This is a genomic window from Paenibacillus agilis (assembly GCF_007786455.1).
GTDB lineage: Bacteria > Bacillota > Bacilli > Paenibacillales > Paenibacillaceae > Paenibacillus_B > Paenibacillus_B agilis.
On sequence record NZ_VNJK01000003.1, the window covers coordinates 14,775 to 41,644 of the forward strand.

At 44.5% G+C, this 26,870-nt stretch carries 26 protein-coding genes, 1 tRNA gene and 1 riboswitch; of the genes, 22 read left to right on the top strand and 5 right to left on the bottom strand.

Annotated elements, in window-relative coordinates; translation table 11 throughout:
• The first annotated feature begins 3 nt into the window (after positions 1-3).
• The 21 genes from hisB (at position 4) to FPZ44_RS19185 (ending at position 22,741) form a co-directional block, all read left to right on the top strand.
• Positions 4-627: an imidazoleglycerol-phosphate dehydratase HisB gene (hisB, locus tag FPZ44_RS19085; protein ID WP_144992814.1), complete on the top strand. Its 624-nt coding sequence runs from the start codon at positions 4-6 to the stop codon at positions 625-627.
• Positions 628-630: 3 nt separating this feature from the next.
• A complete protein-coding gene (hisH, locus tag FPZ44_RS19090; protein WP_144992816.1) occupies positions 631-1,263 on the top strand; it encodes an imidazole glycerol phosphate synthase subunit HisH in 633 nt (210 codons plus the stop codon).
• Positions 1,264-1,318: 55 nt separating this feature from the next.
• Positions 1,319-2,065 carry a 1-(5-phosphoribosyl)-5-[(5-phosphoribosylamino)methylideneamino]imidazole-4-carboxamide isomerase gene (hisA, locus tag FPZ44_RS19095; RefSeq protein WP_144992818.1) on the top strand — a complete coding sequence of 249 codons (747 nt, stop codon included), beginning with the start codon at positions 1,319-1,321 and terminating at the stop codon, positions 2,063-2,065.
• A gap of 113 nt (positions 2,066-2,178) precedes the next feature.
• The gene (gene hisF / locus FPZ44_RS19100; protein WP_144992820.1) at positions 2,179-2,937 is read left to right on the top strand and encodes an imidazole glycerol phosphate synthase subunit HisF; all 759 of its coding nucleotides are present in this window, start codon (positions 2,179-2,181) and stop codon (positions 2,935-2,937) included.
• Positions 2,934-3,725 carry a bifunctional phosphoribosyl-AMP cyclohydrolase/phosphoribosyl-ATP diphosphatase HisIE gene (gene hisIE / locus FPZ44_RS19105; protein ID WP_144992822.1) on the top strand — a complete coding sequence of 264 codons (792 nt, stop codon included), beginning with the start codon at positions 2,934-2,936 and terminating at the stop codon, positions 3,723-3,725. Before hisF ends, hisIE begins: the two co-directional genes overlap by 4 nt.
• A 374-nt stretch (positions 3,726-4,099) precedes the next feature.
• Positions 4,100-6,010, top strand: a complete 1,911-nt coding sequence (locus FPZ44_RS19110) for a tetratricopeptide repeat protein (RefSeq protein WP_144992824.1) — start codon at positions 4,100-4,102, stop codon at positions 6,008-6,010.
• A 136-nt stretch (positions 6,011-6,146) separates the two neighbouring features.
• Positions 6,147-7,106, top strand: coding sequence for a thioredoxin-disulfide reductase (trxB, locus tag FPZ44_RS19115; RefSeq protein ID WP_418789192.1), 960 nt, complete (start codon positions 6,147-6,149; stop codon positions 7,104-7,106).
• Between the two features lie 197 nt (positions 7,107-7,303).
• A complete protein-coding gene (locus FPZ44_RS19120; protein ID WP_144992826.1) occupies positions 7,304-8,257 on the top strand; it encodes an ROK family glucokinase in 954 nt (317 codons plus the stop codon).
• 96 nt (positions 8,258-8,353) lie between these two features.
• Positions 8,354-9,250, top strand: coding sequence for an RNase adapter RapZ (gene rapZ / locus FPZ44_RS19125; RefSeq protein ID WP_144992828.1), 897 nt, complete (start codon positions 8,354-8,356; stop codon positions 9,248-9,250).
• 15 nt (positions 9,251-9,265) lie between these two features.
• Positions 9,266-10,264 (top strand): gluconeogenesis factor YvcK family protein, encoded by a 999-nt coding sequence (locus tag FPZ44_RS19130; RefSeq protein WP_186786147.1) that lies wholly within the window; start codon positions 9,266-9,268, stop codon positions 10,262-10,264.
• A gap of 7 nt (positions 10,265-10,271) precedes the next feature.
• Entirely contained in the window at positions 10,272-11,204 is a 933-nt protein-coding gene (whiA, locus tag FPZ44_RS19135) for a DNA-binding protein WhiA (RefSeq protein ID WP_144992831.1), read from the top strand.
• A gap of 142 nt (positions 11,205-11,346) precedes the next feature.
• Entirely contained in the window at positions 11,347-11,613 is a 267-nt protein-coding gene (locus FPZ44_RS19140; RefSeq protein ID WP_028594383.1) for an HPr family phosphocarrier protein, read from the top strand.
• A gap of 591 nt (positions 11,614-12,204) precedes the next feature.
• Positions 12,205-14,373 (top strand): anthranilate synthase component I, encoded by a 2,169-nt coding sequence (locus tag FPZ44_RS19145; RefSeq protein WP_144992833.1) that lies wholly within the window; start codon positions 12,205-12,207, stop codon positions 14,371-14,373.
• Between the two features lie 205 nt (positions 14,374-14,578).
• A complete protein-coding gene (pabB, locus tag FPZ44_RS19150) occupies positions 14,579-15,694 on the top strand; it encodes an aminodeoxychorismate synthase component I (protein ID WP_261378455.1) in 1,116 nt (371 codons plus the stop codon).
• Positions 15,695-15,808: 114 nt separating this feature from the next.
• Positions 15,809-16,555 (top strand): SIMPL domain-containing protein, encoded by a 747-nt coding sequence (locus tag FPZ44_RS19155; RefSeq protein WP_144992837.1) that lies wholly within the window; start codon positions 15,809-15,811, stop codon positions 16,553-16,555.
• A 309-nt stretch (positions 16,556-16,864) separates the two neighbouring features.
• Positions 16,865-17,833 carry an ABC transporter ATP-binding protein gene (locus FPZ44_RS19160; RefSeq protein ID WP_144992839.1) on the top strand — a complete coding sequence of 323 codons (969 nt, stop codon included), beginning with the start codon at positions 16,865-16,867 and terminating at the stop codon, positions 17,831-17,833.
• A complete protein-coding gene (locus tag FPZ44_RS19165) occupies positions 17,830-18,684 on the top strand; it encodes an ABC transporter permease (protein WP_144992841.1) in 855 nt (284 codons plus the stop codon). The genes FPZ44_RS19160 and FPZ44_RS19165 overlap by 4 nt, the downstream gene beginning before the upstream one ends.
• A complete protein-coding gene (locus tag FPZ44_RS19170) occupies positions 18,681-19,493 on the top strand; it encodes an ABC transporter permease (RefSeq protein WP_144992843.1) in 813 nt (270 codons plus the stop codon). Before FPZ44_RS19165 ends, FPZ44_RS19170 begins: the two co-directional genes overlap by 4 nt.
• Before the next feature lie 102 nt (positions 19,494-19,595).
• On the top strand, positions 19,596-20,642 hold the full coding sequence (locus tag FPZ44_RS19175; RefSeq protein WP_144992845.1) for an ABC transporter substrate-binding protein: 1,047 nt from the start codon (positions 19,596-19,598) through the stop codon (positions 20,640-20,642).
• 235 nt (positions 20,643-20,877) lie between these two features.
• Positions 20,878-21,414: an NADPH-dependent FMN reductase gene (locus tag FPZ44_RS19180; RefSeq protein WP_144992847.1), complete on the top strand. Its 537-nt coding sequence runs from the start codon at positions 20,878-20,880 to the stop codon at positions 21,412-21,414.
• Between the two features lie 430 nt (positions 21,415-21,844).
• Positions 21,845-21,969, top strand: a riboswitch (cyclic di-AMP (ydaO/yuaA leader).
• A 4-nt stretch (positions 21,970-21,973) separates the two neighbouring features.
• Positions 21,974-22,741: a CAP domain-containing protein gene (locus FPZ44_RS19185; RefSeq protein ID WP_261378431.1), complete on the top strand. Its 768-nt coding sequence runs from the start codon at positions 21,974-21,976 to the stop codon at positions 22,739-22,741.
• 146 nt (positions 22,742-22,887) lie between these two features.
• Here FPZ44_RS19185 and clpP read toward each other — a convergent pair whose 3' ends face one another.
• From clpP to FPZ44_RS19210, 5 genes are all read right to left on the bottom strand, one after another.
• Positions 22,888-23,487: an ATP-dependent Clp endopeptidase proteolytic subunit ClpP gene (gene clpP / locus FPZ44_RS19190; RefSeq protein ID WP_144992849.1), complete on the bottom strand. Its 600-nt coding sequence runs from the start codon at positions 23,485-23,487 to the stop codon at positions 22,888-22,890.
• 307 nt (positions 23,488-23,794) lie between these two features.
• Positions 23,795-23,869, bottom strand: a tRNA-Arg gene (locus FPZ44_RS19195).
• Between the two features lie 111 nt (positions 23,870-23,980).
• Positions 23,981-24,298 carry a DMT family transporter gene (locus tag FPZ44_RS19200; protein WP_144992851.1) on the bottom strand — a complete coding sequence of 106 codons (318 nt, stop codon included), beginning with the start codon at positions 24,296-24,298 and terminating at the stop codon, positions 23,981-23,983.
• A complete protein-coding gene (locus FPZ44_RS19205) occupies positions 24,298-24,621 on the bottom strand; it encodes a DMT family transporter (protein ID WP_144992853.1) in 324 nt (107 codons plus the stop codon). Before FPZ44_RS19205 ends, FPZ44_RS19200 begins: the two co-directional genes overlap by 1 nt.
• Before the next feature lie 80 nt (positions 24,622-24,701).
• On the bottom strand, positions 24,702-25,298 hold the full coding sequence (locus FPZ44_RS19210; protein ID WP_144992855.1) for a TetR/AcrR family transcriptional regulator: 597 nt from the start codon (positions 25,296-25,298) through the stop codon (positions 24,702-24,704).
• A gap of 495 nt (positions 25,299-25,793) precedes the next feature.
• Here FPZ44_RS19210 and FPZ44_RS19215 point away from each other — a divergent pair, with 495 nt between their 5' ends.
• Positions 25,794-26,849, top strand: coding sequence for a sugar-binding transcriptional regulator (locus FPZ44_RS19215; protein WP_144993670.1), 1,056 nt, complete (start codon positions 25,794-25,796; stop codon positions 26,847-26,849).
• Positions 26,850-26,870: the final 21 nt, after the last annotated feature.

The window sequence follows — 26,870 nt, forward strand, 5'->3', positions numbered from 1 at the left end:
ACGATGAGTCAATCTGTATCAGGAGCCGAGACGGTAGAGCGTCAACGTACAGCATCTATTGAACGAGTTACAAATGAGACGAATATTAAGTTGCAATTGGCTGTCGATGGAGAAGGTAAGAGTGATTTTAATACAGGCGTGCCTTTTTTAAATCATATGCTCGATTTGTTTACGAAACATGGTCAGTTTGATCTTAGCGTGCAAGCGAAAGGCGATATTGAAATTGATGACCACCACACCGTTGAGGACATCGGTATTTGTCTTGGTCAAGCCTTGTTGAAGGCGCTTGGCGATAAGCGCGGCATTAAGCGCTATGCATCGGTATTTGTACCTATGGATGAAGCATTGGCTCAAGTTGTAATTGATTTAAGCAATCGTCCACACTTGGAGTATCGCGCGCAGTATCCATCTGCTCAAGTGGGTACGTTCCAGACAGAGCTGGTGCATGAATTTCTGTGGAAACTGGCACTGGAAGCGAGAATGACACTGCACGTAATCGTTCATTATGGCCACAATACGCACCATATGATTGAAGCGGTATTCAAAGCGCTTGGACGTGCGCTTGATGAAGCAACTTCTATTGACCCGCGTGTGAAGGGTGTTCCTTCCACGAAAGGGGTGTTGTAGCGCATGATAGCAATTGTTGACTATGGCATGGGCAACTTACACAGCGTCAGCAAAGCGATAGAGCGCCTAGGCAGAGAGGCGACTATTGTTTCCGAGGTCCAGCCATTGCACAGTGCAACGGGTATTATTTTGCCTGGTGTCGGGGCGTTCGGGGACGCAATGGATGCGCTGCATGCAACTGGTTTAGGCGAGGAACTGCGTAAACTCGTGCAGCAGGGGAAACCTTTGCTTGGCATATGCCTTGGTATGCAATTGCTGTTTGATAGCAGTGAGGAGTATGGTCAGCACAAAGGGCTGGGGCTGCTGCCTGGCAAAGTAGTGAGATTCCCGCAAACCGGCTATAAAGTGCCGCATATGGGCTGGAACTCATTGGCTTGGAAAAATCCTAATCATACCCTTGTGAAAGAGCTTGAGGAGGATTATGTGTATTTTGTGCATTCCTATCATGTGGAAGTGGAAGAGCCTTCTGATCTGTTGGCAACAACGGAATATGCTGATCGTGAAGTGACTGCCATAGTTGCTCGCGATAATGTGTACGGAATGCAGTTCCATCCTGAAAAGAGTGGGTCACTCGGTCTAAAGTTGCTGGAGCAGTTTCTAACGAAAGTCGTAGCGGTGTCTATTTCAAATAAGTAATGGGCTAATGACTCATCGAATAGATTAATGGGTTAAGAGGCGAGGAGGAGCGAATATGTCTGCTGCATTTACGATATATCCTGCGATTGATATTCGCGGTGGGAAGTGCGTACGTCTTGTCCAAGGGGATTATGGACAGGAGACCGTTTACAACGAACATCCGGCTGAAGTAGCACTAAAATGGAAAGCAGAGGGTGCTTCATGGATTCATTTGGTTGATTTGGACGGAGCTAAGGAAGGAAAGCCGATCAATGATGCAGTAATCGGCGAGATTGCGCAGTCTGTAGATATTCCTGTACAGGTAGGGGGAGGACTACGGACGGAAGCAGACGTGGAACGTTTGCTAGAGCTCGGTGTCCGTCGAGTTATTCTTGGGACGGCTGCGATCGAGGATCGCGTATTTGTGCAGAACGTACTGAAACGTTATGGCAGTCAGATTGCAATTGGACTGGACGCGCGCAATGGCTATGTAGCAACTCGTGGATGGTTGGAGACTTCTAATGTCCGTGCGGTAGACTTGGCACAGGAGCTGGCTGGCGAAGGTGCGGAAACCTTTATTTTCACTGATATCTCACGGGACGGCATGATGCAGGGACCTAATGTCGAGGCTATCGTCGAGCTTGCGCGTACATCCGGGCAGCAAGTCATTGCATCTGGTGGGGTAAGCAGCTTGGCTGATGTGGAAGCACTTGCCGCATTTGCGAATGAAGGTGTGAGTGGTGCAATTATCGGCAAGGCATTATACACAGGCGCGGTTGACTTATCGCAAGCGTTGAATGTGTCAGTTGTCCAAGGTAGTTGAGAGAGTAAAATGGAATTTAGATCGTTAATGAAAGCTGTTTGTTAAATTGTTAAATAGATGAATAGTCATACAATTATTGAGTTGTTGCGCTTAGAGGGGAGGAGAAGCCGGGGATGTTAGCGAAGCGAATTATACCTTGCCTGGACGTAAAGGACGGTCGTGTTGTAAAAGGCGTTAACTTTGTTCAGCTAAGAGATGCGGGAGATCCAGTGCAATTAGCCGCGCTATACGATGCTGAAGGTGCAGACGAGCTTGTTTTTTTAGATATATCGGCCTCTGTAGAGGGTAGAGCAACGATGATTGATGTTGTACGCGAAACAGCGGGAAGTATTTCGATTCCTTTCACTGTGGGAGGCGGCATTTCGAAGACAGACGATATGATGCGTTTACTGCGGGCAGGCGCAGATAAGATTGGAATTAATACTGCCGCAGTGCTTAGACCAGAGCTTATTGCAGAAGGTGCGAAACGGTTCGGCAGCCAGTGTATCGTTGTAGCGATTGATGCGAGGTTCAATGAGGAATGGCAGGACTGGGAAGTGTATACACATGGCGGACGTACACCAACTGGAATTCGAGCTATTTCATGGGCGCAGGAGGCTGCTCAGCTCGGAGCTGGAGAACTACTGTTAACGAGTATGGATGCGGATGGCACGAAGGATGGCTTTGATGTGAAGCTTACTCAGGCAGTCTCACAAGCCGTTACCATTCCAGTTATTGCATCTGGTGGTGCAGGCGCAGTGGAACATTTTGATGAGGTATTAACCTCGGGCGGAGCTGATGCAGCCTTGGCGGCATCTATTTTCCATTACAAAGAAATCTCGATTGCACAAGTGAAAGGGCGCCTGCGCGAAAAGGGAGTGACAGTGCGATGAAGCTTCAACAGATAGCATTAATCGAAGATAATGAGGCTTGGGTACAATCTCTTCGTTGGAATGAGCAAGGTCTTCTACCTGTAATTATACAAGATGCAGAAACAAAGGCCGTACTGATGATGGCTTATATGAATCGTGAATCGTTGGAGTTGTCATTGGAACGAGGAGAAACGGTCTTCTGGAGCCGTTCCAGGAAAGAGCTGTGGCATAAAGGAGCCACTTCCGGCAATACACAGCGTATTGTGGAGCTTGCCGTAGATTGTGATCGCGACACGCTGCTCATCCAAGTCAACCCGAATGGGCCAGCTTGTCATACGGGGACATATACTTGCTTTGATGAGGAAGAACGAACTGATTCCGGTAAAGACGAGCAGGGCGTATTCAAGCAGGAGGCGCCCAATAAGCAGCTAAAGGTACAAGTTCAACCAGTTGTGGCCGATGCTGTTGATGAGGAATCTGAATCTGTTCATGTTCTGGAACAGCTAGCTCGAACGATTGTGGAGCGGGAGCGTGAACGTCCAGAAGGAGCATATACAACTTATTTGTTCAATCAGGGACTAGATAAAATATTAAAAAAAATCGGTGAGGAAGCGGCCGAAGTCATTATTGCTGCTAAAAATAATGATGCCAAAGAGCTAACTAGTGAAGTGTGCGATTTGATGTTCCATCTGCTTGTGTTGTTACAAGAACGCAAAGTGAGCTTTAATACAGTTTTGTCTGAAATATCCCATCGACATGCCAAGCCTCGTCGTGATACCTATAGTGAATTGGGTAAAGTGAAGGAATAAACAATAAGTTGAGTAAAAGGAAGTAATTATGTTAGTCATTACTTATAAGCTATATGTAACAAACACAGACCTCTAGTCGTTCGAAAGCGGCTAATAGAGGATCTGTGTTTTTTTATCCCTAAAATCTACAAATGACCGATTGCGAAATATAGGGTAAGGGGGTATAATGATAATAATAATTATAAATTAAAAATAAGTATTAATTAAGTGTGTCAGGTAGCTGTTAGTTGTTGTTTAGATAAAGAGATGTAAAGGGGTGATGAGCCTTCCTTTCGGTTCCCTTACAGTAATTGAGGGAAATAACTGTCGTTGTGTTATACTGGAGATTGTACTATCCAAATTAACACTAGTTACAGTTAGGAGGTGCCTTGGCGATGGCAGATAATAAGCCACAATCAACCGGAACTGACCTTGTATCTACTGCGAAGATTGTTGCGTTTCCGGTGGATGGCGCAGCGTATGCAGAACGTGGAATGAAGGCGTTAGAGCGGCTGCGTTACGACAAGGCGTTAACATATTTTCGTAAGGCCGTACAATGTGAACCAGACAACCCTTTACATCAATGTAATCTAGCAGGCGTTCTTGCTGAGAGCGGGCAATTTGAGGAATCGAATCGAATCCTTGAACATGTCGTCCATCATGTGGAGCCTGAGATGACAGATTGTTTTTACTATATGGCAAATAATTGCGCGTATTTGGAGCAGTTTGAGCAGGCAGAATCTTTGCTGCGGCACTATTTAAAGGAAGATCCGTATGGAGCTTATGCGGAGGAAGCAGAAGAGATGCTGCAGATGCTGATGAATGATATGCGCCATTCTAACCAGCCTGTACTATCTAAAGCTGAGCGTCTTAAAGGAATGAAAGCACAGTTATCTGAATCATTTTCGTCCAAAGAGTTGGAGTTGGATGATGATGCGGTTGAGGAGCAAGAGAACCTCTACTCTGATAATGAATCCGAGATCAGCCATGAACGAGCTCGTGCTTTATTAGAAGAAGGCAAGTTCACTGAAGCGGAACGAATGCTGCTTGAAGTTCTGGAGCAGGATCCAGATTACTTGGCGGCTTGGAACAATCTAGCCCTTGCTTATTACTATATGGGACGCTTTGACGAGGCTGTCTCCACATTGGAAAATGTACTAGATCGAGATAGCGGGAATCTACATGCACTATGCAATCTTGTTATTTTCGAAAAACATGCGGGTAATGATGCTCGTGTAGCTGATCTTGTACAGGTCCTATCTAAGACGGAGCCATTCCATCAAGAGCACGCATTTAAGTTGGCTACAACGATGGGAAGTTTAGGTGAGCATAGTGAAGCTTATCGCCATTTGAAGCGAATCATAATAAAAGGGGCAGTTAGCGATGCAAGTGTATACCATTACGCAGCAGTAGCAGCATGCCACGTGAATCGTTATGATGAAGCTGGTCGTTGGTGGGCAACATGTCGAAGATTGGATAATGAGTCAGGTGTAGCTGCTTACTATATTGAGCAGCTGCAGCAAGTAGTGGATGGCAAGCTAGATCCTATGCCAAGCTATCATTATCGTATCCCTTATGAGGAAGAAAGACGCCGACAAGAGCAGAAGCTGAAGCGTCAGATGAATACGTTACATTTCAAGTCGCCAGAAGGATTGCAAGCTGTTGGACGAGATGATGCAGCAGCACTTGAAACGGCTTGGGAGCAGCAGTTGAAGACGGATCCGCTCGTGCGGTCCTCCTTGTTCTGGGCGTTGCGCTTTGGAGAAACAGGAACGAAGCTTCAAGCATTGCAGGCGATTCACATGCTTCATGATGAAGAAGCAAAGGAAGCATTGCACAGCTTGCTGCTTGATCCGGCACAAGAACTATATTTGAAGCAGGTTGCTTTTTATATGTTGCGCAAGATGGGTGTTGAAGGGCCGATTCAGTTCGAGCTGCAAGGTGAAGAGCTTAGCCAATCGAACAACCATTTAGCTAATCATCTGCCAGAGTGGAAAGAGGTGTGGCAGAAGGTTCTCACAACTACAGAGTCACACATGCAAGGACGATATAATGTATTTATGCTCCATGATGTTGAGACGATGTGGATTGAATTCCTGACACAGCTGTATCCTGACGTCCCTCGACTTCAAAAAGCGGAATCTTGGTCGGCTGCCCTAGAGTACCGAGTAGCGCAGCTGTATCAATGCGACGTTACTTTGGAACAATTGGCGGAGCGGTATGGGACATCTTCAGCCACAATAAGCAAGCATGTAAAGCGAATGGATGAAGTAAGTGAAATTGATACGATGAATGTTACGCAGTAGTAGTTAACTTACTGGGAAGTGTGTTGTGCCAGCTGCATATACGTACGTTCAATTATCAAGCTAGCTTTACGAAAATGCGATATTTCTGATAAACATGATATATGAGAAGAATATTTTTTAATAGGAGGAAGTTACAATGGAGAAAAAAATACACAAAGTTGTCGTAATCGGAACAGGTCCTGCTGGTTATACGGCAGCTATCTACTTGGCACGTGCGAACATGGAGCCGCTCGTTATCGAAGGTCCTCAACCAGGCGGACAGTTGACTACAACGACAGATGTAGAGAACTTCCCAGGCTTCCCAGAGGGCATTATGGGTCCAGAATTGATGGACAATATGCGCAAGCAAGCTGAGCGTTTCGGGACGACTTTTAAAACAGGCTGGGTTACAGGCGTAGACGTGTCTGAGCGTCCATTTAAGCTGCAAGTTGAAGGGATTGGCGAGATTGTTGCGGAGGCTGTCATTGTAGCGACAGGTGCTTCTGCTAAATATATGAACATTCCTGGTGAGCAAGAGAACTTGGGTAAAGGGGTTAGTGCATGCGCAACATGTGACGGTTTCTTCTTCCGCAATAAGAAGATCGTCGTTGTTGGTGGTGGAGATTCCGCCATGGAAGAAGCTAATTTCTTAACTCGTTTCGGCTCTGGTGTTACATTGGTGCATCGTCGTAACGAACTGCGCGCATCTAAAATTATGCAGGATCGTGCTCGTGAAAACAGTAAAATTAGCTGGGATCTCAATGTAACGCCAATCGAAGTAGAAGCAACGGGTATGGGTGTTACGGGTCTTCGTGTTAAAGACAACGAGACAGGTGAAGTGCGCGTTATTGAGACAGATGGTCTATTCGTAGCGATCGGTCATAAGCCGAACACAGACTTCTTGCGTGGTCATGTGAATCTTGATGAGAACGGCTATATCGTTGTTACGCCAGGAACAACAGAAACTAGCGTTCCAGGTATTTTCGCTGCAGGCGATGTATTCGATACGAAGTATCGTCAAGCGATTACGGCTGCAGGATCAGGCTGTCAGGCTGCCTTGGATTGCGAGAAATATCTTGAAGGTAATATGGTGCATGACTGGAGCAAAAGCTTGTAATGGCATAACTAGCATTAACAGGTAATATTTATGTTATAGATAGGTTTTTTATTTATGGATGACAATCAAGATTAGACGGAGTCGTAGTGGCTCCGTCTCTATGCGTTCAGCTAGTGGGTTCTCTTGACCTCACTAGTGGGTTCGCGTATATTGGGTACAGAAGTACCATACGATTATGAATAAAAGGTGGATGACGCATGTCTGAGCAAATCTACGTGGGTGTCGATTTGGGAGGAACGGCAATTAAGGTCGGACTCGTAAATGCAGAAGGAAATCTATTGCAAGTTTTTGAGGGTCCAACTGAAGTGCCGAAAGGTCCTGAAGCGGTAATCGATAACATCGAGAAATATGTTCGTCAGATCGTAGAGGAATCACCCTACGATTGGAGTCAGGTTGCTGGAGTCGGCGCAGGTGTTGCTGGGTTCACGAATGTGAAGGAAGGCGTTATCTTGCTAGCGCCCAATGTAGGATTTAAGGATGTGCCGATTCGTTCCATATTAGAAGAACGTTTGGGCAAGCCGATTAAAATTGACAATGACGCGAATGTAGCGGCATTGGGTGAAGTATGGAGCGGAGCAGGCAAAGGTATCGATTTCTGCGTATGCTATACACTTGGAACAGGTGTAGGCGGCGGAATCATTATCGATGGCAAGATTGTTCAAGGATTTAACGGACTTGCTGGAGAACTTGGACATATGTCGGTTATTCCAGATTTGGAAGCGATTCAATGCGGCTGTGGCAAGATGGGATGCTTGGAGACAGTGTCTTCCGCGACAGGCATTATTCGTATGGCTGATGATGCAGTTAAACGTGGAGATCGGACATCCTTGTCATTGCTGGAAGAAGCTATTACAGCAAAAGATGTATTCGATGCTGCTAAAGCAGGAGACGAAGTGGCAATTCGCATCGTAAGTCGTGCTGCTTACTATATCGGCAAGTCAATGGCCGCTGTAGCAGTGACATTGAATCCGCAGCGCTTTATTATCGGCGGCGGTGTATCTAAGGCGGGCGAATTCTTATTCGAGCAGATCCGTGAGTCGTTTATGAAATTTTCACCTGAGCCTGTTACGCGTGGTGTTACGATCGAAGCAGCTCAACTAGGAAACGATGCAGGAATGATCGGCGCAGCTGGATTGTTTATTCGTTCATAGTGTGATGTTTTGCAGTTGAATTTGATTTTGTATGCTATAGGTATGTGTTGAATCAGATTCGGTTCGTAATCGATTCGGACAAGGAGGGGACGAACGATGAATGAATCAACGGAAACAACTGCATTAGCGAAACTAGTCATTATTACCGGCATGTCTGGTGCGGGGAAGACGATCGCGGTGCAGAGTCTAGAAGATTTGGGTTTCTTTTGTGTGGATAATTTACCCCCTGTCTTAATTCCGAAGTTTGCAGAACTTATCGAGCAATCAAAAGGAAAGATTGGCAAGGTAGCGCTAGTTATCGACTTGCGTGGGCGGGAATTTTTTACGGCCTTATCGGAATCATTAAATCATATTCGAGATCATTATACGATTAGTTGTGAAATCTTATTTTTGGATGCCACAGATGGTGTACTTGTACGTCGATATAAGGAAAGCCGCCGACGTCATCCCCTTGCTCCAGATGGTATGCCGCTTGATGGGATCCATCAGGAACGCAAATTGCTTGAAGAATTGAAGGGTTGGGCGACTCAAGTCATCGATACTAGCAACTTGAAGCCTGCACAGCTTAAGGAACGCATTATTTCACGCTTCAACCATACAAATCAGCAAGTTATGCCGATTAACGTAACTTCGTTCGGATTTAAGTATGGAGTGCCGATAGATGCAGACCTCATATTTGATGTGCGCTTTTTACCCAATCCTCATTACGTAGATGCTCTCCGCCCTCGGACGGGGCAGGATGCTGAAGTGTACGATTATGTGATGAAATGGCCTGAGACCCAAGCCTTTCTTCAGAAGCTGTTGGATATGCTTAATTTCTTAATTCCACAGTATCAGAAAGAGGGCAAGGGACAAGTAGTCATTGGTATTGGATGTACAGGCGGCAAACATCGTTCAGTGGCTATCGCCGAATACTTGGGACGCATGATTGGTTCAAGTGATACGGAAGTCGTACGTGTGAGCCATCGTGACTCTGAGAGGGATCGTCACTAACAGGAGGTCGCTGCGATGACGCATAAGGATGGAGACTTGGAAGAAACGCGCAATCGACCGCGTATTGTCGTTATGGGTGGAGGAACTGGTTTATCCGTTATGCTGCGCGGACTGAAAGAAAAACCGCTCGATATTACCGCTATCGTAACAGTAGCTGACGACGGAGGCAGTTCAGGCATTTTACGCAGTGAGCTGCAAATGCCTCCGCCAGGTGATATACGCAACGTATTGACGGCACTGGCTGATGTTGAGCCCTCTTTGTCTGAGATGTTGAAGTACCGTTTTCATCAAGGCAGTGGCCTTGCAGGTCATAGCTTAGGTAATTTAATTTTGGCTGCAATGACGGATATTACAGGTGACTTTGTTGCTGGCGTCAGAGAGCTAAGCCGTGTCCTAGCTGTTAGAGGTCGTGTGCTGCCTGCTGCTAATCAAGCTGTTTTGTTAAAAGCGGAGATGGCAGATGGAACAATTGTAGAAGGCGAGTCCAATATCCCTAAGGTAGGCAAACGCATCAAGCGCGTCTTCATTGAGCCGCACGATGTTCGTGCGCTGCCAGAGGCGGTTCAGGCTTTGAAGGAAGCGGATGCGATTCTGATTGGACCTGGCAGTTTGTATACAAGTATTATGCCGAACTTACTAGTGCCCGAATTGGCAGAAGCCGTATTAAATTCGCAGGCAGTAAAGCTATTTGTGTGTAATGTGATGACTCAGCCTGGCGAGACCGACAATTACACAGTAGGTGACCATTTGGATGCGATTCAAGAACATATTGGTCATCAGTTATTTGACTATATCATCGTGAACGATGGTGAAATTCCGCCTCAAGTACAGGATAAGTATGCTGAGAAGGGCGCTCGCGCCGTTCATTTGGATCTTGAAGAGGTGAAAAGCCGTGGATATCAAGTTATTGCTGATTCCTTAGTGCTTTTCCGTACGTATTTGAGACATGATGCGGATAAATTAAGCCACCATATATATCAGTTGGTGGAAAATTGGATGTTACGAAAGAGGTGAATGGACGATGTCTTTCGCGGCACAGACCAAGAAGGAATTAACGCTAATTGAAGGGGACGGGTGCTGCGAGAAGGCGGAACTGTCAGCGCTTATGCGTATGAATGGTTCGGTCCAGTTATCTTCTAACCGTAAAGTAATACTTGATGTGTCGACAGAAAATGCCGCAATTGCGCGGCGTATATATAAACTAGTAAAGGCGCATTATCAAGTGCATACCGAATTGCTGGTGCGTAAAAAGATGCGCCTGAAGAAAAACAATGTTTATATTGTGCGGATACCTGCTTTTGTGCAGGAGATGTTAACAGATCTGCATATCGTTTCGGAAGGTTTTATGTTCACGGATGGTATAGATAAGCGAGCATTGGCAAACAATTGCTGTAAGCGAGCTTACTTGCGAGGAGCGTTTCTTGCAGGAGGATCGGTGAATAACCCCGAAGGGTCGTCCTATCACTTAGAGATCTACTCGATGTACGAAGAGCATTGCAAAGCGCTTGTCGATCTTGCCAATGGATTTGAGTTAAACGCTCGATTTATTGAACGGAAGAAAGGCTTCGTGTTGTATCTCAAGGAAGGCGAGAAGATTATCGAGTTCTTGAACATTATTGGCGCTCATCAAGCCTTGTTTAAGTTTGAGGATGTTCGCATTATGCGCGATATGCGCAATTCGGTAAACCGAATCGTCAACTGTGAGACGGCAAACTTAAATAAGACGATTGGCGCAGCCGTTCGTCAAATTGATAATATCAAGTTGATCAAGAGCAAAGTGGGGCTCGACAGCTTGCCAGATAAGTTGAAGGAAGTAGCTGAGGTTCGATTAGCACATCCGGATATTAATCTAAAAGAAGTCGGAGAACTACTGAAGGGGAAGGTCAGCAAGTCGGGGGTTAACCACCGATTGCGTAAGCTTGATGAATTGGCGGAGCGTATTCGTAATAGTTAGCGACTTAACGCTAGTGAAAACGCTATAATAATGCTATAATGTGATAAATTGAACAGATTTGTTGCAAGAAAAGTAACATTTAGGTATGTTAGAATAAAGATTACAAATAATAATCGGAATTTAAGTAGGGGGTATAGTACGCATGGCTCAACAACCAGTTGTTGTACGACTGAAGACAGGCTTACACGCTCGACCTGCAGCTTTGTTCGTTCAAGAGGCTAACAAATATTCCTCTGATATTTTTGTTGAAAAAGAAGATAAGAAAGTGAACGCGAAGAGCATCATGGGTATCATGAGTCTCGCGATCAGCTCTGGAACTTCTGTTACGATCACTGCTGATGGTGCTGATGCAGACCAAGCGGTAGCTGCTTTGGTTGCTTTGGTAAGCAAGGAAGAATTAGATAACTAATAGAACGATTAAATAGGCCCGTCTGTCTTGTGCAGGCGGGTTTCTTTATATTCATATCATATTCATATCGTAATCGGTATGGCGGATTCGGACATAATAAACCTAGTTGACTTAACGGCAATGCCGATCGAGGGAATGGATATAAAAGTAAGAGAAATGCGTAGTTGCTGGGTAGATCTTTGGTGAGCTTGCGTATATTTATGAAGGCGAAACCTAACGTAACTGTAACGTTTTCCTATGTACATCATGACTGATCTTATGACCATAATCAACCTTCTTTAGAAAAACTTTAGAATACAGCCCATATATATAGCTCCTCTATAAAATCAAATTATAGCGCGTGTTGTGCACGTTAAAATAAGGTGAAATCTACACAATCTATGGAATTAATGTGGAAACCGAGAAATGTTTGGTTTATTCGTTAATGGTATTGTGAGTCTGAGTTGGCGATGATATGATGAGGATAGTTTAGATTAGTTTAGATGAGACGAGACAGGTTGAGTTGAGCTGAGTGAAGAGTTAAAAAATGCATATCTTTTTCTCCACTGAGACTACCCTGTTCTCCTCTGTTCAGAAACGGAGGCCAACATTATGAGTAGTATTTTATCCCACATCACTTACAACCCTAAGCAGCAGTCCTACAAGACGAAAGGCAATATTCAGGTGTACCGTACCATTGAAATGGTAGAAGAAGAGCAAGCGATTCATAGCATTTTGAGCCAGATTGATGGTGCAAGAGGTGCGCTTTATTCCAGTTCTTATGAATATCCAGGAAGGTATTCGCGCTGGGATATGGGGTTTGTTCATCCTTCTTTGCAGCTGCGATCTTCAGGGCCGCGATTCTATATCGAGCCATTGAATGAGCGTGGCGAGGTGCTCGTGCCAGCTATTTATCGAGCGCTCTTGCAGCTTGATACGATCGAAGTGATAAGAACAACGGAGCGTATTGAGGGCAGCATATTAAAAACAGACACCCCTTTTAACGAAGAAGAGCGAACGAGCCAGCCATCTATTTTCCAAGTGCTGCGACAAATTAAGAACTTATTCTACTACGAAGATGATTCTTTTTTAGGTTTATACGGTGCCTTTGGTTACGATCTCGTCTTTCAACTTGAGCCGGTGGCCAGTAAGCATGAACGCCAAGAAGGTGACTCAGAAATTATCCTATTTCTTCCTGATGAGCTAGTTGTCGTGGATCACCAGATGTCTTGTGCCTATCGCATGTCTTACGAGTTCGAAGTCGATGGCCAGATGACTGCTGGGCTACCTAGAATTACACCTGCTGTTCCAACCCAAACTACTAATCCAAATGTGAATGTTGAATATAAATCAGGCGAGTATGCGGACTTAGTTCGTGTAGCCATCGAGGAATTTAGAGTCGGGAATATGTTCGAAGTTGTCCCCTCTCAAACATTGTATGAGCCTTGTTACGACAGTCCTTCGCAAATCTTTTTACGCCTAAAGGAATTGAATCCTAGCCCTTATGGATTTATCGTAAACTTGGGAAGTGAGATGCTTGTCGGTTCTTCCCCAGAGATGTATGTCCGCGTTGAGAACGGTCGGGTTGAGACATGTCCGATATCAGGTACAATCAAGCGTGGCAGCAACGCTATTGAAGATGCGAACAACATACGTGAACTTCTCAATTCTGCTAAAGATGAAGCGGAGCTGACCATGTGTACGGATGTGGATAGAAATGATAAGTCTCGTATTTGTAAGCCTGGTTCTGTCCGTGTTATCGGGCGCAGGCAATTAGAAATGTATTCCCATCTCATTCATACCGTAGATCATGTAGAAGGTTATTTAGAACCTCAGTATGATGCCTTGGATGCCTTTATGACCCATATGTGGGCAGTAACTGTAACAGGGGCGCCTAAGCGCGCGGCTATTCAATGGATTGAACAGCACGAGCAGTCGCCTCGTGGCTGGTATGGAGGAGCTGTAGGTGTATACAGTTTCAATGGTAATTTAAATACAGGATTAACACTGCGTACGATTCGCATAAGAAATGGAATGGCTGAGATTAGAGTTGGCGCTACGTTGTTATACGACTCAATTCCAGAGCTGGAAGAGGAAGAAACGTTAACGAAAGCTGCGGCACTAGTGAAAGCAATCCGTGGGTGGAATCAGAAGAAGGAAGCTCCCCCTGCTGATATTCAGGTCGGTAAAGGCAAGCGTATTTTGCTCGTCGATCATGAGGATTCCTTTGTGCATACGCTAGGTAATTATTTTAAACAGACGGGGGCAGACGTCATTACGTATCGCTCTTCGGCAGCTAGAGAGCAGCTCACGAAACAATCCTTTGATCTTGTTGTATTGTCACCGGGTCCAGGCAGACCAGAGCAATTTCAGCTGAGCGAAACGATTGAGCTATGTTTGCAGCGCAATATTCCGATATTCGGTGTATGTCTTGGTCTGCAAGGCATTGTAGAGTACTTTGGTGGCTCGTTGGGTACACTAGATTATCCGCAGCATGGTAAGGGTACTGTGCTAGATTTCGTTAAGCCGTGCCATCTATGGAACGGTCTAGAAAGTGGAATCGAAGTCAGTCGTTATCATTCGCTGTACGCTAATACGGTGCCGGAATGTCTAGATGTAACCGCGATGTCCGAGGATGGAGTAGTCATGGCAGTACGTCATCATTCACTTCCGATTACAGCGGTGCAGTTCCATCCGGAATCCATTTTATCGCTGCGTCATAATGCAGGAGTTCAGATGATTCAGAATGTTGTTGCTTCTTTGTCGGCACAAAAGGAATAACATTTCTCATTTTAAAAGAGATTTTAAGATGGGATGGACGAATGAAGTTGTAAAAGTAGTTTGTATGTAGACGTTTATACGATGCAAATAGTCAGGGTGCTGAGGCAAGGGGAACGGAACCTCTTGTTTCAGCGCTTTTTTGTTAGTTATTATAGTATTTAAGAAATTTGAAATTGTTGAATATTAGGAGTGTTTTTAGGTGGAGATGGAGCATGTACCTTACATCGTGATGGATTTCGATCAAGAAACGTTGGTATTTGAGCGTCCATTGCAAGTGTTGCAAACGAAGCGAATAGAAGAAGTGGAAGCTGTATTCGAACAAGTGCAGACAGCGATGAAGCAAGAGAAATATGTTGTCGGTTATGTTTCTTATGAAAGTGCGCCTGCTTTCCACGCTCATTACAAAGTAAAATCAACCAATAGCGATTTCCCTTTGTTGTGGTTCGGGATTTACGACAAGCCGACAGCAGTAAAATCGCATCAGCAGTTACCATACCAGGTGTCAGAATGGAAGCCCTCTACAGATTACGGCAAGTATGAGGACGGTATTAAACAAATACATAACGCTATCGCAAGCGGAGATACGTATCAAGTCAACTATACCATTCGGTTTCATTCTGAATTTGAAGGTGATGATCGCTCTTATTATGAGCATCTGAAGGCCGCCCAAAAAGGGAATTATTCCGCTTACTTAAATCTGGGTCGTTATCGGATTTTATCGGTTTCGCCGGAGTTGTTTTTCCGTTGGGACGGAGAAACCATTGTAACGAAACCGATGAAGGGAACAGCGCCGCGTGGAATTGGAATGGCTGATGAACAGCAAAAAGAGGAATTGGCTGCGTCCGAGAAGAACCGTGCGGAAAATTTGATGATTGTCGATTTGCTCCGTAACGATATTAGCAAAGTAGCAGCAGTAGGTTCCGTGAAAGTTCCAAAATTATTTGAAATCGAACCTTATCCAACTGTGTATCAAATGACATCTACAGTGGAAGCAAAGACAAAGCCGAACACTACTTTGTTCGAGTTGTTTAGCGCTATGTTCCCTTGTGGATCGATTACAGGGGCTCCTAAGATCAGTACAATGGGGATTATTGATTCGCTAGAGGACGAGCCTCGTCATATTTATTGCGGGGCAATTGGGATGATTACACCTGATCAGCAAGCGTTGTTCAACGTGGCGATTCGGACGGTGTTAATTGATAAGGAGACGAAACAAGCTGTGTATGGTGTTGGCGGAGGCATTACATGGGATTCTACGGTAGCAGATGAATATGAGGAAGTTATGGCCAAGTCTAAAGTGTTGTCTTATCGAGCGGAGTGATTGGGGAGAAATATAAATAGATTCCATCATTTTCATAACGTGGTGCAACATTTTACTTCTTTTTGCGTTTAGGAGACAAGAATCATAAACATTCTACACTTGGAGGGGTTTGTTATGCATCAACTTTGGAAGCGTACTATGGTGGCTGTGGCACTATGTGCCGCATTATTCGTGACTTCTGTGCAGCTTCAGCCGGGTACGGCTTCTGCCGCTGTGGCTACAGATGTGAACAGAAACGTTATTTCCGTTACAGGTCAAGGTAAGCTTGAGGTAGATCCTGATATTGCTTACGTGGTATTAGGCGTGGTTACCAAAGCTGACAAAGCAGATGAGGCTCAGAAGCTTAACGCTGAGAAGTTCGATAAGGTGAAAAAGGCGCTGACGAGTCATGGTGTAGATAACAAAGATGTGAAGACGGTCCAGTTTAGTGTTCAACCTCAATACTCCTATAAAGAGAATCAGGAGCCTAAAATAGTAGGGTATGAAGCAAGACATCAAGTAAAAGTGAGCTACCGCAAGTTGAGTCAACTTGGCGACCTTGTTGATGTGGTGTCTAAAGCAGGAGCAAATGATATTTCCGATATTTCATTTGGTATCGAGAACATCGAGAGCCTAGAGTTGCAAGCTTTAGAAAAGGCAGTGGCTAATGGTACGAAAAAGGCTCAGGCTCTAGCAAAAGCGAGTGGTCGTCAGCTTGGTCAAGTCCTTACAATTTCCGAAACAGGCAGTGATTTCTCAATACCACGATTAGCTGTAGCTGAAATGGCTAATGACCAAATGGCTAAGGTAGCGCCGAGTGCCCCTCAAGCAGGTCAAGTTAAAATACAAGTAAATGTACAGCTACAATTTGAGCTAAAATAACAATTCCAAATCGATCCAGAAACGAACCGCTTATGAGTGTCAACTCAATGGGCGGTTCATTTTTGTGCATTTTTCGGTTAAAATAGAGGATAGTTAGCCGTTATATGGGATAAAAACGTTATTTACGTGAAATTTCACGTATGGATATGTCGAAATTACGTAAAACTAGTTGTAACAGATGTCAAAACGATGTATATTGAATATGCAAAAAATTAATGTACACTTTGGAGCCATACCAATGGATATGGCTTTTTTTTATGATATAGCTATGTACGTTGTCTACGGATGACGGGAAGGGGTTGATTGTTTATGATTCATCTGGAAAATGTAGAAAAGCATTTTGCCGGGCAACCCGTTGTACATCCCTTGTCTCTGACAATTGATGAGGGGGAGTTTCTGACACTGCTCGGTCCGAGCGGATGCGGGAAAACAACGATACTTCGTATGATTGCCGGTTTCGAACAACCATCTTCTGGCGAAATTCGTCTCGATGGAGAAGATGTTACACAATTGCCGCCGAATAAGCGGAACTTAAACTTAGTATTTCAACATTATGCGCTCTTCCCCCATATGACGGTGGAGGAGAATATTGCGTTTGGTCTAAAAATGAAAAAGATTGATGCTGCTGAGCAGCGTGTTCGTATCGAGGAAGCGATTCGTCTGACGCAGCTTACACCGCTTGCAAAGCGCTATCCGCACCAGCTTTCTGGTGGACAACAGCAGCGTGTAGCAATTGCTCGTGCAATTGCAAATAAGCCGAAAGTTCTTTTGCTAGATGAGCCGTTGGGTGCGCTTGATTTACAGCTTCGCAAAAACTTGCAGGCTGAACTTAAGCAGTTGCAACGCAGCTTAGGTATAACGTTCGTTTATGTTACTCATGACCAAGAAGAAGCGATGATGATGTCTGATCGCATTGTTATTATGAACTCGGGACGTATCGAAATGATCGGTACACCTCGCGAAGTGTATGAACGCCCGGAGACGTTGTTTGCAGCTACTTTTATTGGCGAAAATAACATTTTCCATGAAGAAGAACGTTTATATACTGTTCGTCCAGAAAAGGTTCGTGTCAGTGAACAGCTGGAAGGAGCACGAAAAAACGGAATTATCCAAGATATTTTGTATTTGGGCAATATTCATAAGCTAGTCGTTCACTTGGATGATGAACAGACATCGGTTACAAGTGCATTGGACTTTACAGACAATCGCGAGTGGAAGCTTGGACAGCATGTAGGGCTGCACTGGAACGATCAAGATGAGGTGACAGTCGGTCGATGAATAAACGTACCTTCGGCCTTGTTGCACCTGTTGTATTGTGGCTATCCTTGTTTCTCATTATTCCAATGGCTGCTGTCGTTGTCGTCTCGTTCATGCAGCGGGATAATTTAGGAAATATTATTTGGAACTTTAACTTTGATAATTATGCTCGGTTCTTTGATCCGTTATATCTGGGTATATATTGGGATACGATCTGGGTATCGCTTATATCAACCGTACTCTGTCTATTGTTAAGCTATCCGTTGGCTTACTATATTACGACGGTCAGTGCTCGTGCACAGAAGCTTTGGCTGATTGCGATTACGATACCATTTTGGATTAACTTCCTTATTCGTACCTACGCATGGGTCATTCTGCTTCGCACACAAGGTATAGTGAACTCGTTATTGCTCGATATTGGGCTTATACGGGAGCCATTGCAATTGTTGTACACGGATGGAGCTGTAATCCTCGGTATGGTGTACACCTTTATTCCGTATATGGTACTTCCCATCTATGTTGCGTTGGAGCAAATGGATAAGCGCTTGTTGGAGGCAGCAAGTGACTTGGGCGCAAGCCGTTGGAAGTCATTTTGGCATATTACTTTGCCACAAACAAAGACGGGAATTATGACAGGCAGTGTGCTCGTATTCGTTACGACGACGGGGATGTATGTCATCTCGGATATTCTCGGTGGCGCGAAGTCACAAATGCTTAGTAACATTATTCAAAATCAATTTCTTGGGGCGCGCGATTGGCCGTTCGGCTCTGCGTTGTCGGTTATTTTTATCATTAGCTCGATGATTATTATCGGTCTCTTTAACCGTGCGATGCGTTCCAAGTATGATGCGTCGAGGGAGGCGAAAGCATGATGACGGCACAGTCGAAAAAGAAACATCCGTTGTTGTCGATCCACTCCTTCTTAATGCTCGCTTTTATTTATATTCCTGTGCTGCTTATTGTCGTGTTCTCGTTCAATGATTCGCGGATGAGCACCAATTGGAGCGGCTTCACATTTGATTGGTACATTAAGTTGTTCCAGAACGATAATGTGATGACGGCTGTAAAGAACAGCTTGTTTATCGCGCTTGTCTCGACAATCGTCTCGACAGTGTTAGGCACAATGGTGGCATTGGCGATTCGCAAGATGCAGCATAAAAAGACGTTGAACAGTTTGTTGTATTTGCCAATTATCGTTCCTGATATCATTATGGGCTTGTCGCTGTTGATTCTGTTCAGTCAGCTAAAGATTGACCTCGGGAAGATGACAGTAATTATTGCGCATATTACGTTCAGCATCTCCTATGTATATGTCATCGTCACTTCACGCTTAGCTAATTTGGGTAAGCAATGGGAAGAGGCGGCATCAGATCTGGGAGCAACGCCTTGGCAGACGTTCCGCTATGTTACATTGCCGACGATCTGGCCGGGTATTATTGCAGGAGCGCTTATTGCGTTCACGCTGTCAATTGACGACTTTATGATTAGTTATTTTGTGGCGGGGCCAGAATCATCGACCCTTCCGATATATATTTACAGCTCAGTAAAACGTGGCATCTCTCCAGAGATTAATGCGCTGTGTACGATTCTAATCGTAGTTAGTGTGACGCTAATTGTTGCGGCGCAATGGCTTGTTAACCGTGGTAATGGTGATAAGCGCGGCAATATGCTGCCATTCTAAAGTTACGGTCAGGTGCATGGAGCAGCTGTGTTTGCATTCTAACGAAGCAGGTCGTACGAAATTAAGTAACCAAAGTTACGGATCAGAAAGGGGTATTTTGAATTGAACAAAAAATGGATTGCACTTTTACTGACAGGAATACTGGCACTTACAGTTCTAGCTGGATGTACAGGCGGTTCCTCCCAACCAACATTGAACTTGTATGGATGGGCAGATAATTTTGATCCAAAAATGATAGAGAAGTTTGAAAAAGAGAACAACGTGAAGGTCAACTATACGTACTTCGCAAACAATGAAGAGTTGTTGGCAAAGATCAAAGCTGGTGGTGCTAACTACGACTTGATCCAACCATCCGACTACATGGTTGCTACGATGGTACAGCAGGGTCTATTGGAAGAGTTGAATAAGGATAACATTCCTAACTTCAAGCACTTGGCGGACAAGTTTAAGAACCCTGAGTACGATCCAGACAACAAGCATTCGGTTACGTATATGTCTGGTGTTACAGGTATCGCGTACAATAAGAAGTACATTAAAGAAGTGCCAGATAGCTGGGAAGATCTTTGGAATCCAGCTTACAAAGGCAAAGTGCTATTGCTTGACGACAACCGCGAAGTTATCGGCATGGCTTTGAAGAAAGCTGGCAAGTCCAACAGCTCTCGCGATGATGCAGAAATCAACGCAGCTGTGAATGATTTGCGTAAGCTTGTTCCAAACGTGTTGGCATTCGATACAGACAGCATTAAGCAGAAAATGATTCAAGAAGAAGCTTGGATCGGAACACTATGGTCTGGTGATGCGGCGTTTGCAGCAGCTGAAAATCCTGATATCGCTTATGTTGTACCGAAGGAAGGCAGCACGATTTTCTCTGATAATTTCGCTATTCCTAAGGGAGCGAAAAATAAAGAGTTGGCTGAGAAATTCATCAACTTTATGATGGATCCTCAAAACAGCGCAACGAACTATGAAGCTATCGGCTACAGCAATCCAATTGCAGCAGCGAAGCCTCATCATAGTAAAGAATACAATGAGAACCCGATGATCAACCTAACGGACGAGGAAATGAACCGTACGGAGTGGTTGGCTGACGTAGGTGACAAGATTCAATTGTATGATCGCCTTTGGACGGAATTGAAGAGCGGCCAATAATCTTTGAATCAAATATAGATGACGAAAGACACATCCGACCAATGGAGAACATTGAAAGGGTGTGTCTTTTTTTGTTTACATGGATCTGGTAAAAGATGCAGAATGGGGCCAGCCAGTTGGCCTTTGTTTCTACTCGCGTTATTCTAGCAGTGACAATTGCTTGGTTTCATATATAATAGAATGAAATGGATAAAGTATCCACATTTTTAGCGATGCTGACAGAAGGAGTGTTACCATGACTCAAATACTATTAATATCAGGAAGTCCCCGCAAAGGCTCTAATTCTAGCAAAGTCGTACGCCATTTGCAGGAACAATTAGTGGCAGCGGGTGCTACTTGTAATGTGTTCGATCTCAACACGGATAAGCTTCCGATTTATGAGTATGATCAGTCTCAGTATGAGCTTGAAAACGTGCGTAAACTTGTAGAACAGGTTCATGAAGCAGATGGCTTTGTCATCTGTACACCAGAATATCATGGAGCTATGAGTGGAGCTTTGAAGAATGCACTAGATTTTCTAAGCGGGAAGGACTTCTCAGGTAAACCATGCGCAATCGCTGCGACAGCTGGCGGAGGCAAGGGCGGTATTAACGCATTGAACAACTTGAGAACCGTGCTGCGCTCGCTGTATGTGAACGCACTGCCTCATCAAATTATCGCTGATCCGAATGTGTTTAACGAAGAGGGACAAGTTTCAGAAGAGCGCACAGCCAACGGCCTAGGCTTGCTTGCAGAGCAACTGCTTGCTGAAGTGAAGCTACGTAAATCATAGAGATAAAAGTCGTCCAGTCTGATTTTATCTGATTTTAAGGTTTCGCTCAGATTCGTTTAATCTAGCAACGTTATTCTGATAGTGGACCGAATGACAGATGAGTAGAGCAAAGGAGGGCTGCCGCACGACTTCATAACCTTGACACAACGGCTTGTCCGTTGGACAAGGAGTATCCGTTTCATCTTTTCTCATGGTTTACAGTTTACCCCTAGAACATATATATGGCCGTATCACCCTCGAGGTGGTACGGCATTTTTTTGTTTATAGAATAGTTTGCCTTAATGAAAATTAGTTTAAATATATTAGAAATTATTAGAAAAAAAGAGTGGTTTCGTGAAAAATGGATCGAACTATTTGTAATCTTTTTCAAACTATTACAATAACTTTTAAATGATCTCTGGTTACAATTATGTTACTATTTTTGTTGTAAGAAAAAAACAAGCCGAAGCCCATAGGGCGCGGGGGAACCACCAATGGGGTGAACCGCATAAGCGATAGGGGAGTCTCTTTCCCCGAACCCGTCAGCTAACCTCGTAGGCTACAAAGGGAGAGAATATTTTTGAAGAAACCATTTAAGCACGTCCATAAACTAGTGGTAGTAGGAGCTTTGGCACTTACTCCAGTATTGTCTGTAGGTACAGCAGCAGCTGCACCAGAGTGCCCAGCACCAGCAGTTAATACAAACGTAAAAGGTCAAACTATCGTTGTTAACGGTAACTCTATGACCGACTTGAACGAGTTGCTTTCCAAGTGGTTCCCGAACTGGAACATTGTTGTGAACAAGCCTGAAGCTAACAAGCCGAAGCCACAACCGCAACCAGAGAAACCGAAACCACAGCCAGAAAAGCCGAAGCCACAACCAGAAAAACCAAGCAAGCCAGAAACAAAACCGCAACAACCATCTAAGCCAACAACACCAACGAAGCCGGAAAACAACAACGGTAACCAAGGTACAGAAGCAAGCTCCAACGTACAGCAAGTTGTTGAATTGGTGAACAAAGAACGTGCAAAAGCAGGTTTGCCTGCATTGAAATATGATGAGAAGTTGTCTCAAGTTGCTCATTTGAAAGCAAAAGACATGATCGATAACAACTACTTCGATCACAATTCTCCAACTTACGGTTCTCCGTTCGATATGATGCGTTCCCAAGGTGTTTCTTACAACACAGCTGGTGAGAACATCGCTAAAGGTCAACGCTCTGCGGAAGAAGTTATGAAAGACTGGATGAACAGCCCAGGTCACCGTCAAAACATCATGAAAGACGGTTACACAAAGATCGGTGTAGGCTACTACAACGGTGCATGGGTACAAATGTTTATCGGCTAAATTAAGCTATATTAATCTTATGTATTTCATATAAGTGAAAGAGCGGCTTGTTACCAAATAGGGTGATAAGCCGCTCTTTTTGTTTTCATAATAAAGTGTATGCTACGAAAAATCCCCTTTCTATTCGAAAGGGGATTCACTCATTCTTATTTCGTTGGAGCAGCTGGCGGCTTTTCGAGAACTTTATCAACAAGGCCATATTCCAATGCCTCTGCTGCGCTCATGAAGTAGTCGCGATCTGTGTCGCGCTCAACACGCTCTAGCGGCTGGCCTGTACGCTCAGCCAAGATATGATTCAGCTTATCGCGCATCTTCAAGATGCGACGAGCGCGAATCTCAATATCGCTTGCTTGGCCTTCTGCGCCACCCAAAGGTTGATGAATCATCACTTCGCTGTTAGGAAGCGCGAAGCGTTTGCCTTTCTCACCAGCGGCAAGCAGGAACGCTCCCATCGAAGCAGCCATACCAACACAAATCGTTGAAACATTCGGCTTGATGTGCTGGATCGTATCAAATATCGCCATACCGGCTGTAATCGAGCCACCAGGGCTGTTAATGTATAAGTGAATGTCTTTCTCTGGGTCATCTGCTTCCAAGAACAGCAGCTGAGCGATAATCGCGTTCGCTACGACGTCGTTAACACCTGATCCCAAGAAAATAATACGGTCTTTCAACAAGCGGGAATAAATATCGTAGGCGCGTTCCCCTCGATTCGTTTGTTCCACAACCATAGGAATATAACTCACGTCTAACCCCTCCTCACAATGCATGTGCCACTGTAGTGGCATTATGCTCATTGAATCATTATTAACGGATTGAAGCGTTCATATAAGCGGATATGCAACAACAAATATGTACCCTTAAACGCCTCTTCATTAACTATACTCAAATTCAAATTAAAAGTCAAAGATGGTCAAACTTTTTGTATGAAAAAAACATCCTGATTCCACAGCTGTTGTACAGCGTAAACCAAGATGTTTATTCCTTCTCATATAAAATAGCTCTAATTATGCGTATGCGTACTTCATATCAGGGCTTCAAGTGTTCAAGAAATGGCGCGCCCGCAAGGAATCGAACCTTGATCTCAGGCTCCGGAGGCCTACGTCATATCCATTGGACCACGGGCGCTCGCCCTAAAAAATGATGCAAGGAATATTATAAAACAAGATACTTAATTGCGCAACTGCTTTCATATGAATACGGACTGAACGAGGCACCTAGTATATTGTTAGATGTACATTACGAGGTAGTCATCTTCATTCCGATAATACCTATAACGATACATAAAAGGAACATAAGTTGTGTACGGTTGTATTTTTCTTTGAACCAGAAAATACTGACCAGCGTAATCCCTACAGAACCAATTCCTGCCCATACTGCATAAGCGACACCAGCGGGGATGACGAGCATCGCCTGAGTAAGGCAATAGAAGGAAAGGGCGATACCGATCGTCATCACGATAAGCGGTGTTTTCTTTTTGAAGCCATCAATGTATTTCATTGCGATGACGGACACGATTTCCTCTAAACCTGCAATTACGAGTAATAACCAAGCCATTAGCTAGCCTCTCCCTTCTCAGTTGTCGAGAGCTTCATGCCCACAATTCCTGTAAGGAGAATGATTAAAAATAAGATTTGCGCAAAGCTGTAAGGTTCCCCTAAATATACGCCAATCGCATATGTCCCAACAGTACCGATACCTACGAATACCGTATAGGCAATAGCAACCGGAATACGCTTATACGCTTGAATCAGCAAAATGAAGCTGATGGCAATGAGAGCAAATACGCCGATCCATTCCATTGTTGATGATGCATATTTAAGTCCAGAGGCCCAAATGATCTCTAAGGCCCCTGCAATGATAACGAGTATCCAAGCCATTTATATGCACTTCCCTTTCTTCTAGTTGTTGGTAGTCTAGCTGGTTCGTTTGGGTAAAGCGCATATTGTGTCTGTTCAAATTAAGGCTGCTGTATACCAAGTGCGCGGCTCATAACAAGAAGAAGCTGAGCTTTCAGCGGTTCCATTTGAGCAACGCCTTGCTGCTTGTCTACAAAGTGCGCCGTCTCCGCAGTTTGCTCCATCATGTTAATTAGCATGCGTACGATTGTGAGTTCATGAGAACCTTCCGCAGCTTCGCCACGGTGTGCTGCTTCTTTAATTTGCTCGCTAAACCAAGCATAATACGGGTCGTAAATTTGCTCCCAGCGAGGAAATGAATGATGATAAGCAAGGCCAGAGTAGCAGAATAAAATGACTTCCTGAAATTCGTCAGCCATTTCAAAACTTACATCAATCATAACCTTGATCTTGTCCGTTAGCATTTGGGCTTGTTCTGTACGTGATATGATTTGCGCTAGTGCTTGTTGCAAAATATAGTCCGCAATTGCAGGTACCAGATCATTTTTAGTAGAGAAGTAAATATAGAACGTTCCTTGTGCGACTCCTGCACGTTTTACGATGTCGCCGACAGAGGTTTGTTGAAATCCTTTCTCTCGTACGAGATCGATTGCTGCATGAAGCAGTGCGCTGTGCTTTTCTTCCTTTTTTCGATTCATTAATGGAACACCTCCAAGTAAAATGACTGACGGTCATTCACAATTGTTAAGTATAGACTATGCCTTTGGATGAAAGCAAGTAATACGGGGCAATGGTGGAATGAAGATATATGAGTCGCGAAATGTAACCTTGCGATGCATATGTGAGAAAGCTGAGTATTTTATTCTGAAAATCTGCCTGTAATTGGATTGGTGCAAAATTATGAGTTTCGTTTACTAACTTAGATACATGGATTGCGCCATTTGATTTGGCATGTATTTTTTTAAGGAAAAAAGATTGACGCCGATGAACTAGGACAAGCCCGAAGAGCGCTATATGTATAAGATCTTGTCCAATTGCCCATTATAGATGCGGGATACTTGCAAGTTACCGTAATCTTCGGTAAAATGATGGTGGGACGAAAAATGCTCACGCGGGACGAATTGAGTCCCGGACGAAGTGGGGCAGTCCTTTCAACCATCTAACATAGTTCCGAGGAGTACGGAGTGAAAGAAATGCGTGAATGGCTAGAAATAAACAAACAACTTCTGCCTGATCTGATGGAACTATTGAAAAAGCGCTACGCGATCCTGCATGAGATTATGATGTCTGATGTCATTGGTCGCCGAACGTTAGCTTCATCTTTGCAAATGACTGAGCGCGTGTTACGAGCAGAAACTGATCTTCTAAAGGCACAAGGCCTTATCGAGACAGAGACAGCAGGCATGCGGATTAGCGAGCAAGGACGTAAGCTCCTTAGACAGATGGAACCATTAATGCGAGAAATTCTTGGCATGAGGCATTTAGAAGAAGCAATTCAGCAGAAGTTCGGCCTTAAGCAAGTTATCGTCATTCCCGGAGACTCCGAACAATCACCTGTGGTGAAGCAGGAATTAGGGCGAGCTGCCTGTGATGTGTTGAATCGTGAGATGAGACATGACGATGTCATTGCGGTTACTGGCGGATCAACGCTTGCTGCAGTGGCAGAGCAAATGACAGGTTCGACATCTCACAAGGGCAATTGGTTTGTACCAGCCCGAGGTGGCTTAGGCGAAAGCTTGGAGTACCAAGCGAATACGATTGCTTCCAAGATGGCGAAGCAGTTCGGAGCGCAATATCGATTGCTGCATGTACCGGACTTGCTAAGTGAGGAAGCGTATCAGTCGCTTAGATATGAACCAAATATTCGAGATATTTTAGGACTCATTCGACAAGCACGAATTATTCTTCATGGCATTGGCGATGCCTTGGTCATGGCAAGAAGAAGACATATGGATGCTGCCGTTATTGAGCAGATTCAGCAGGGTGGAGCATTAGCAGAAGCGTTCGGTTATTATTTCGATCGTGAAGGTAAAGTGGTGCACAAGATGCTGACATTGGGCTTGCGGCTTGAGGATATCTCAAGAACTGAGGTCGTCATTGCAGTAGCAGGCGGCAAGAGTAAGGCTGATGCCATTATGGCTGTGCTGGAGTTTGGTCACGAAGATATTTTGATCATCGATGAAGCAGCAGCGGCTGCCATCGTGCAAGCATGTGGTCTCGACGAGCCTAAGAGCCGTCTTGAACAATAGATAATACTTACATCCTTAACA

What these genes read in the sequence shown, in the direction of transcription:
- hisB (WP_144992814.1), top strand. Translation starts at nt 4, where the DNA reads ATGAGTCAATCTGTATCAGGAGCCGAGACGGTAGAGCGTCAACGTACA.
- hisH (WP_144992816.1), top strand. Translation starts at nt 631, where the DNA reads ATGATAGCAATTGTTGACTATGGCATGGGCAACTTACACAGCGTCAGC.
- hisA (WP_144992818.1), top strand. Translation starts at nt 1,319, where the DNA reads ATGTCTGCTGCATTTACGATATATCCTGCGATTGATATTCGCGGTGGG.
- hisF (WP_144992820.1), top strand. Translation starts at nt 2,179, where the DNA reads ATGTTAGCGAAGCGAATTATACCTTGCCTGGACGTAAAGGACGGTCGT.
- hisIE (WP_144992822.1), top strand. Translation starts at nt 2,934, where the DNA reads ATGAAGCTTCAACAGATAGCATTAATCGAAGATAATGAGGCTTGGGTA.
- FPZ44_RS19110 (WP_144992824.1), top strand. Translation starts at nt 4,100, where the DNA reads ATGGCAGATAATAAGCCACAATCAACCGGAACTGACCTTGTATCTACT.
- trxB (WP_418789192.1), top strand. Translation starts at nt 6,147, where the DNA reads ATGGAGAAAAAAATACACAAAGTTGTCGTAATCGGAACAGGTCCTGCT.
- FPZ44_RS19120 (WP_144992826.1), top strand. Translation starts at nt 7,304, where the DNA reads ATGTCTGAGCAAATCTACGTGGGTGTCGATTTGGGAGGAACGGCAATT.
- rapZ (WP_144992828.1), top strand. Translation starts at nt 8,354, where the DNA reads ATGAATGAATCAACGGAAACAACTGCATTAGCGAAACTAGTCATTATT.
- FPZ44_RS19130 (WP_186786147.1), top strand. Translation starts at nt 9,266, where the DNA reads ATGACGCATAAGGATGGAGACTTGGAAGAAACGCGCAATCGACCGCGT.
- whiA (WP_144992831.1), top strand. Translation starts at nt 10,272, where the DNA reads ATGTCTTTCGCGGCACAGACCAAGAAGGAATTAACGCTAATTGAAGGG.
- FPZ44_RS19140 (WP_028594383.1), top strand. Translation starts at nt 11,347, where the DNA reads ATGGCTCAACAACCAGTTGTTGTACGACTGAAGACAGGCTTACACGCT.
- FPZ44_RS19145 (WP_144992833.1), top strand. Translation starts at nt 12,205, where the DNA reads ATGAGTAGTATTTTATCCCACATCACTTACAACCCTAAGCAGCAGTCC.
- pabB (WP_261378455.1), top strand. Translation starts at nt 14,579, where the DNA reads ATGGAGCATGTACCTTACATCGTGATGGATTTCGATCAAGAAACGTTG.
- FPZ44_RS19155 (WP_144992837.1), top strand. Translation starts at nt 15,809, where the DNA reads ATGCATCAACTTTGGAAGCGTACTATGGTGGCTGTGGCACTATGTGCC.
- FPZ44_RS19160 (WP_144992839.1), top strand. Translation starts at nt 16,865, where the DNA reads ATGATTCATCTGGAAAATGTAGAAAAGCATTTTGCCGGGCAACCCGTT.
- FPZ44_RS19165 (WP_144992841.1), top strand. Translation starts at nt 17,830, where the DNA reads ATGAATAAACGTACCTTCGGCCTTGTTGCACCTGTTGTATTGTGGCTA.
- FPZ44_RS19170 (WP_144992843.1), top strand. Translation starts at nt 18,681, where the DNA reads ATGATGACGGCACAGTCGAAAAAGAAACATCCGTTGTTGTCGATCCAC.
- FPZ44_RS19180 (WP_144992847.1), top strand. Translation starts at nt 20,878, where the DNA reads ATGACTCAAATACTATTAATATCAGGAAGTCCCCGCAAAGGCTCTAAT.
- FPZ44_RS19200 (WP_144992851.1), bottom strand. Translation starts at nt 24,298, where the DNA reads ATGGCTTGGTTATTACTCGTAATTGCAGGTTTAGAGGAAATCGTGTCC.
- FPZ44_RS19205 (WP_144992853.1), bottom strand. Translation starts at nt 24,621, where the DNA reads ATGGCTTGGATACTCGTTATCATTGCAGGGGCCTTAGAGATCATTTGG.
- FPZ44_RS19210 (WP_144992855.1), bottom strand. Translation starts at nt 25,298, where the DNA reads ATGAATCGAAAAAAGGAAGAAAAGCACAGCGCACTGCTTCATGCAGCA.
- FPZ44_RS19215 (WP_144993670.1), top strand. Translation starts at nt 25,794, where the DNA reads ATGCGTGAATGGCTAGAAATAAACAAACAACTTCTGCCTGATCTGATG.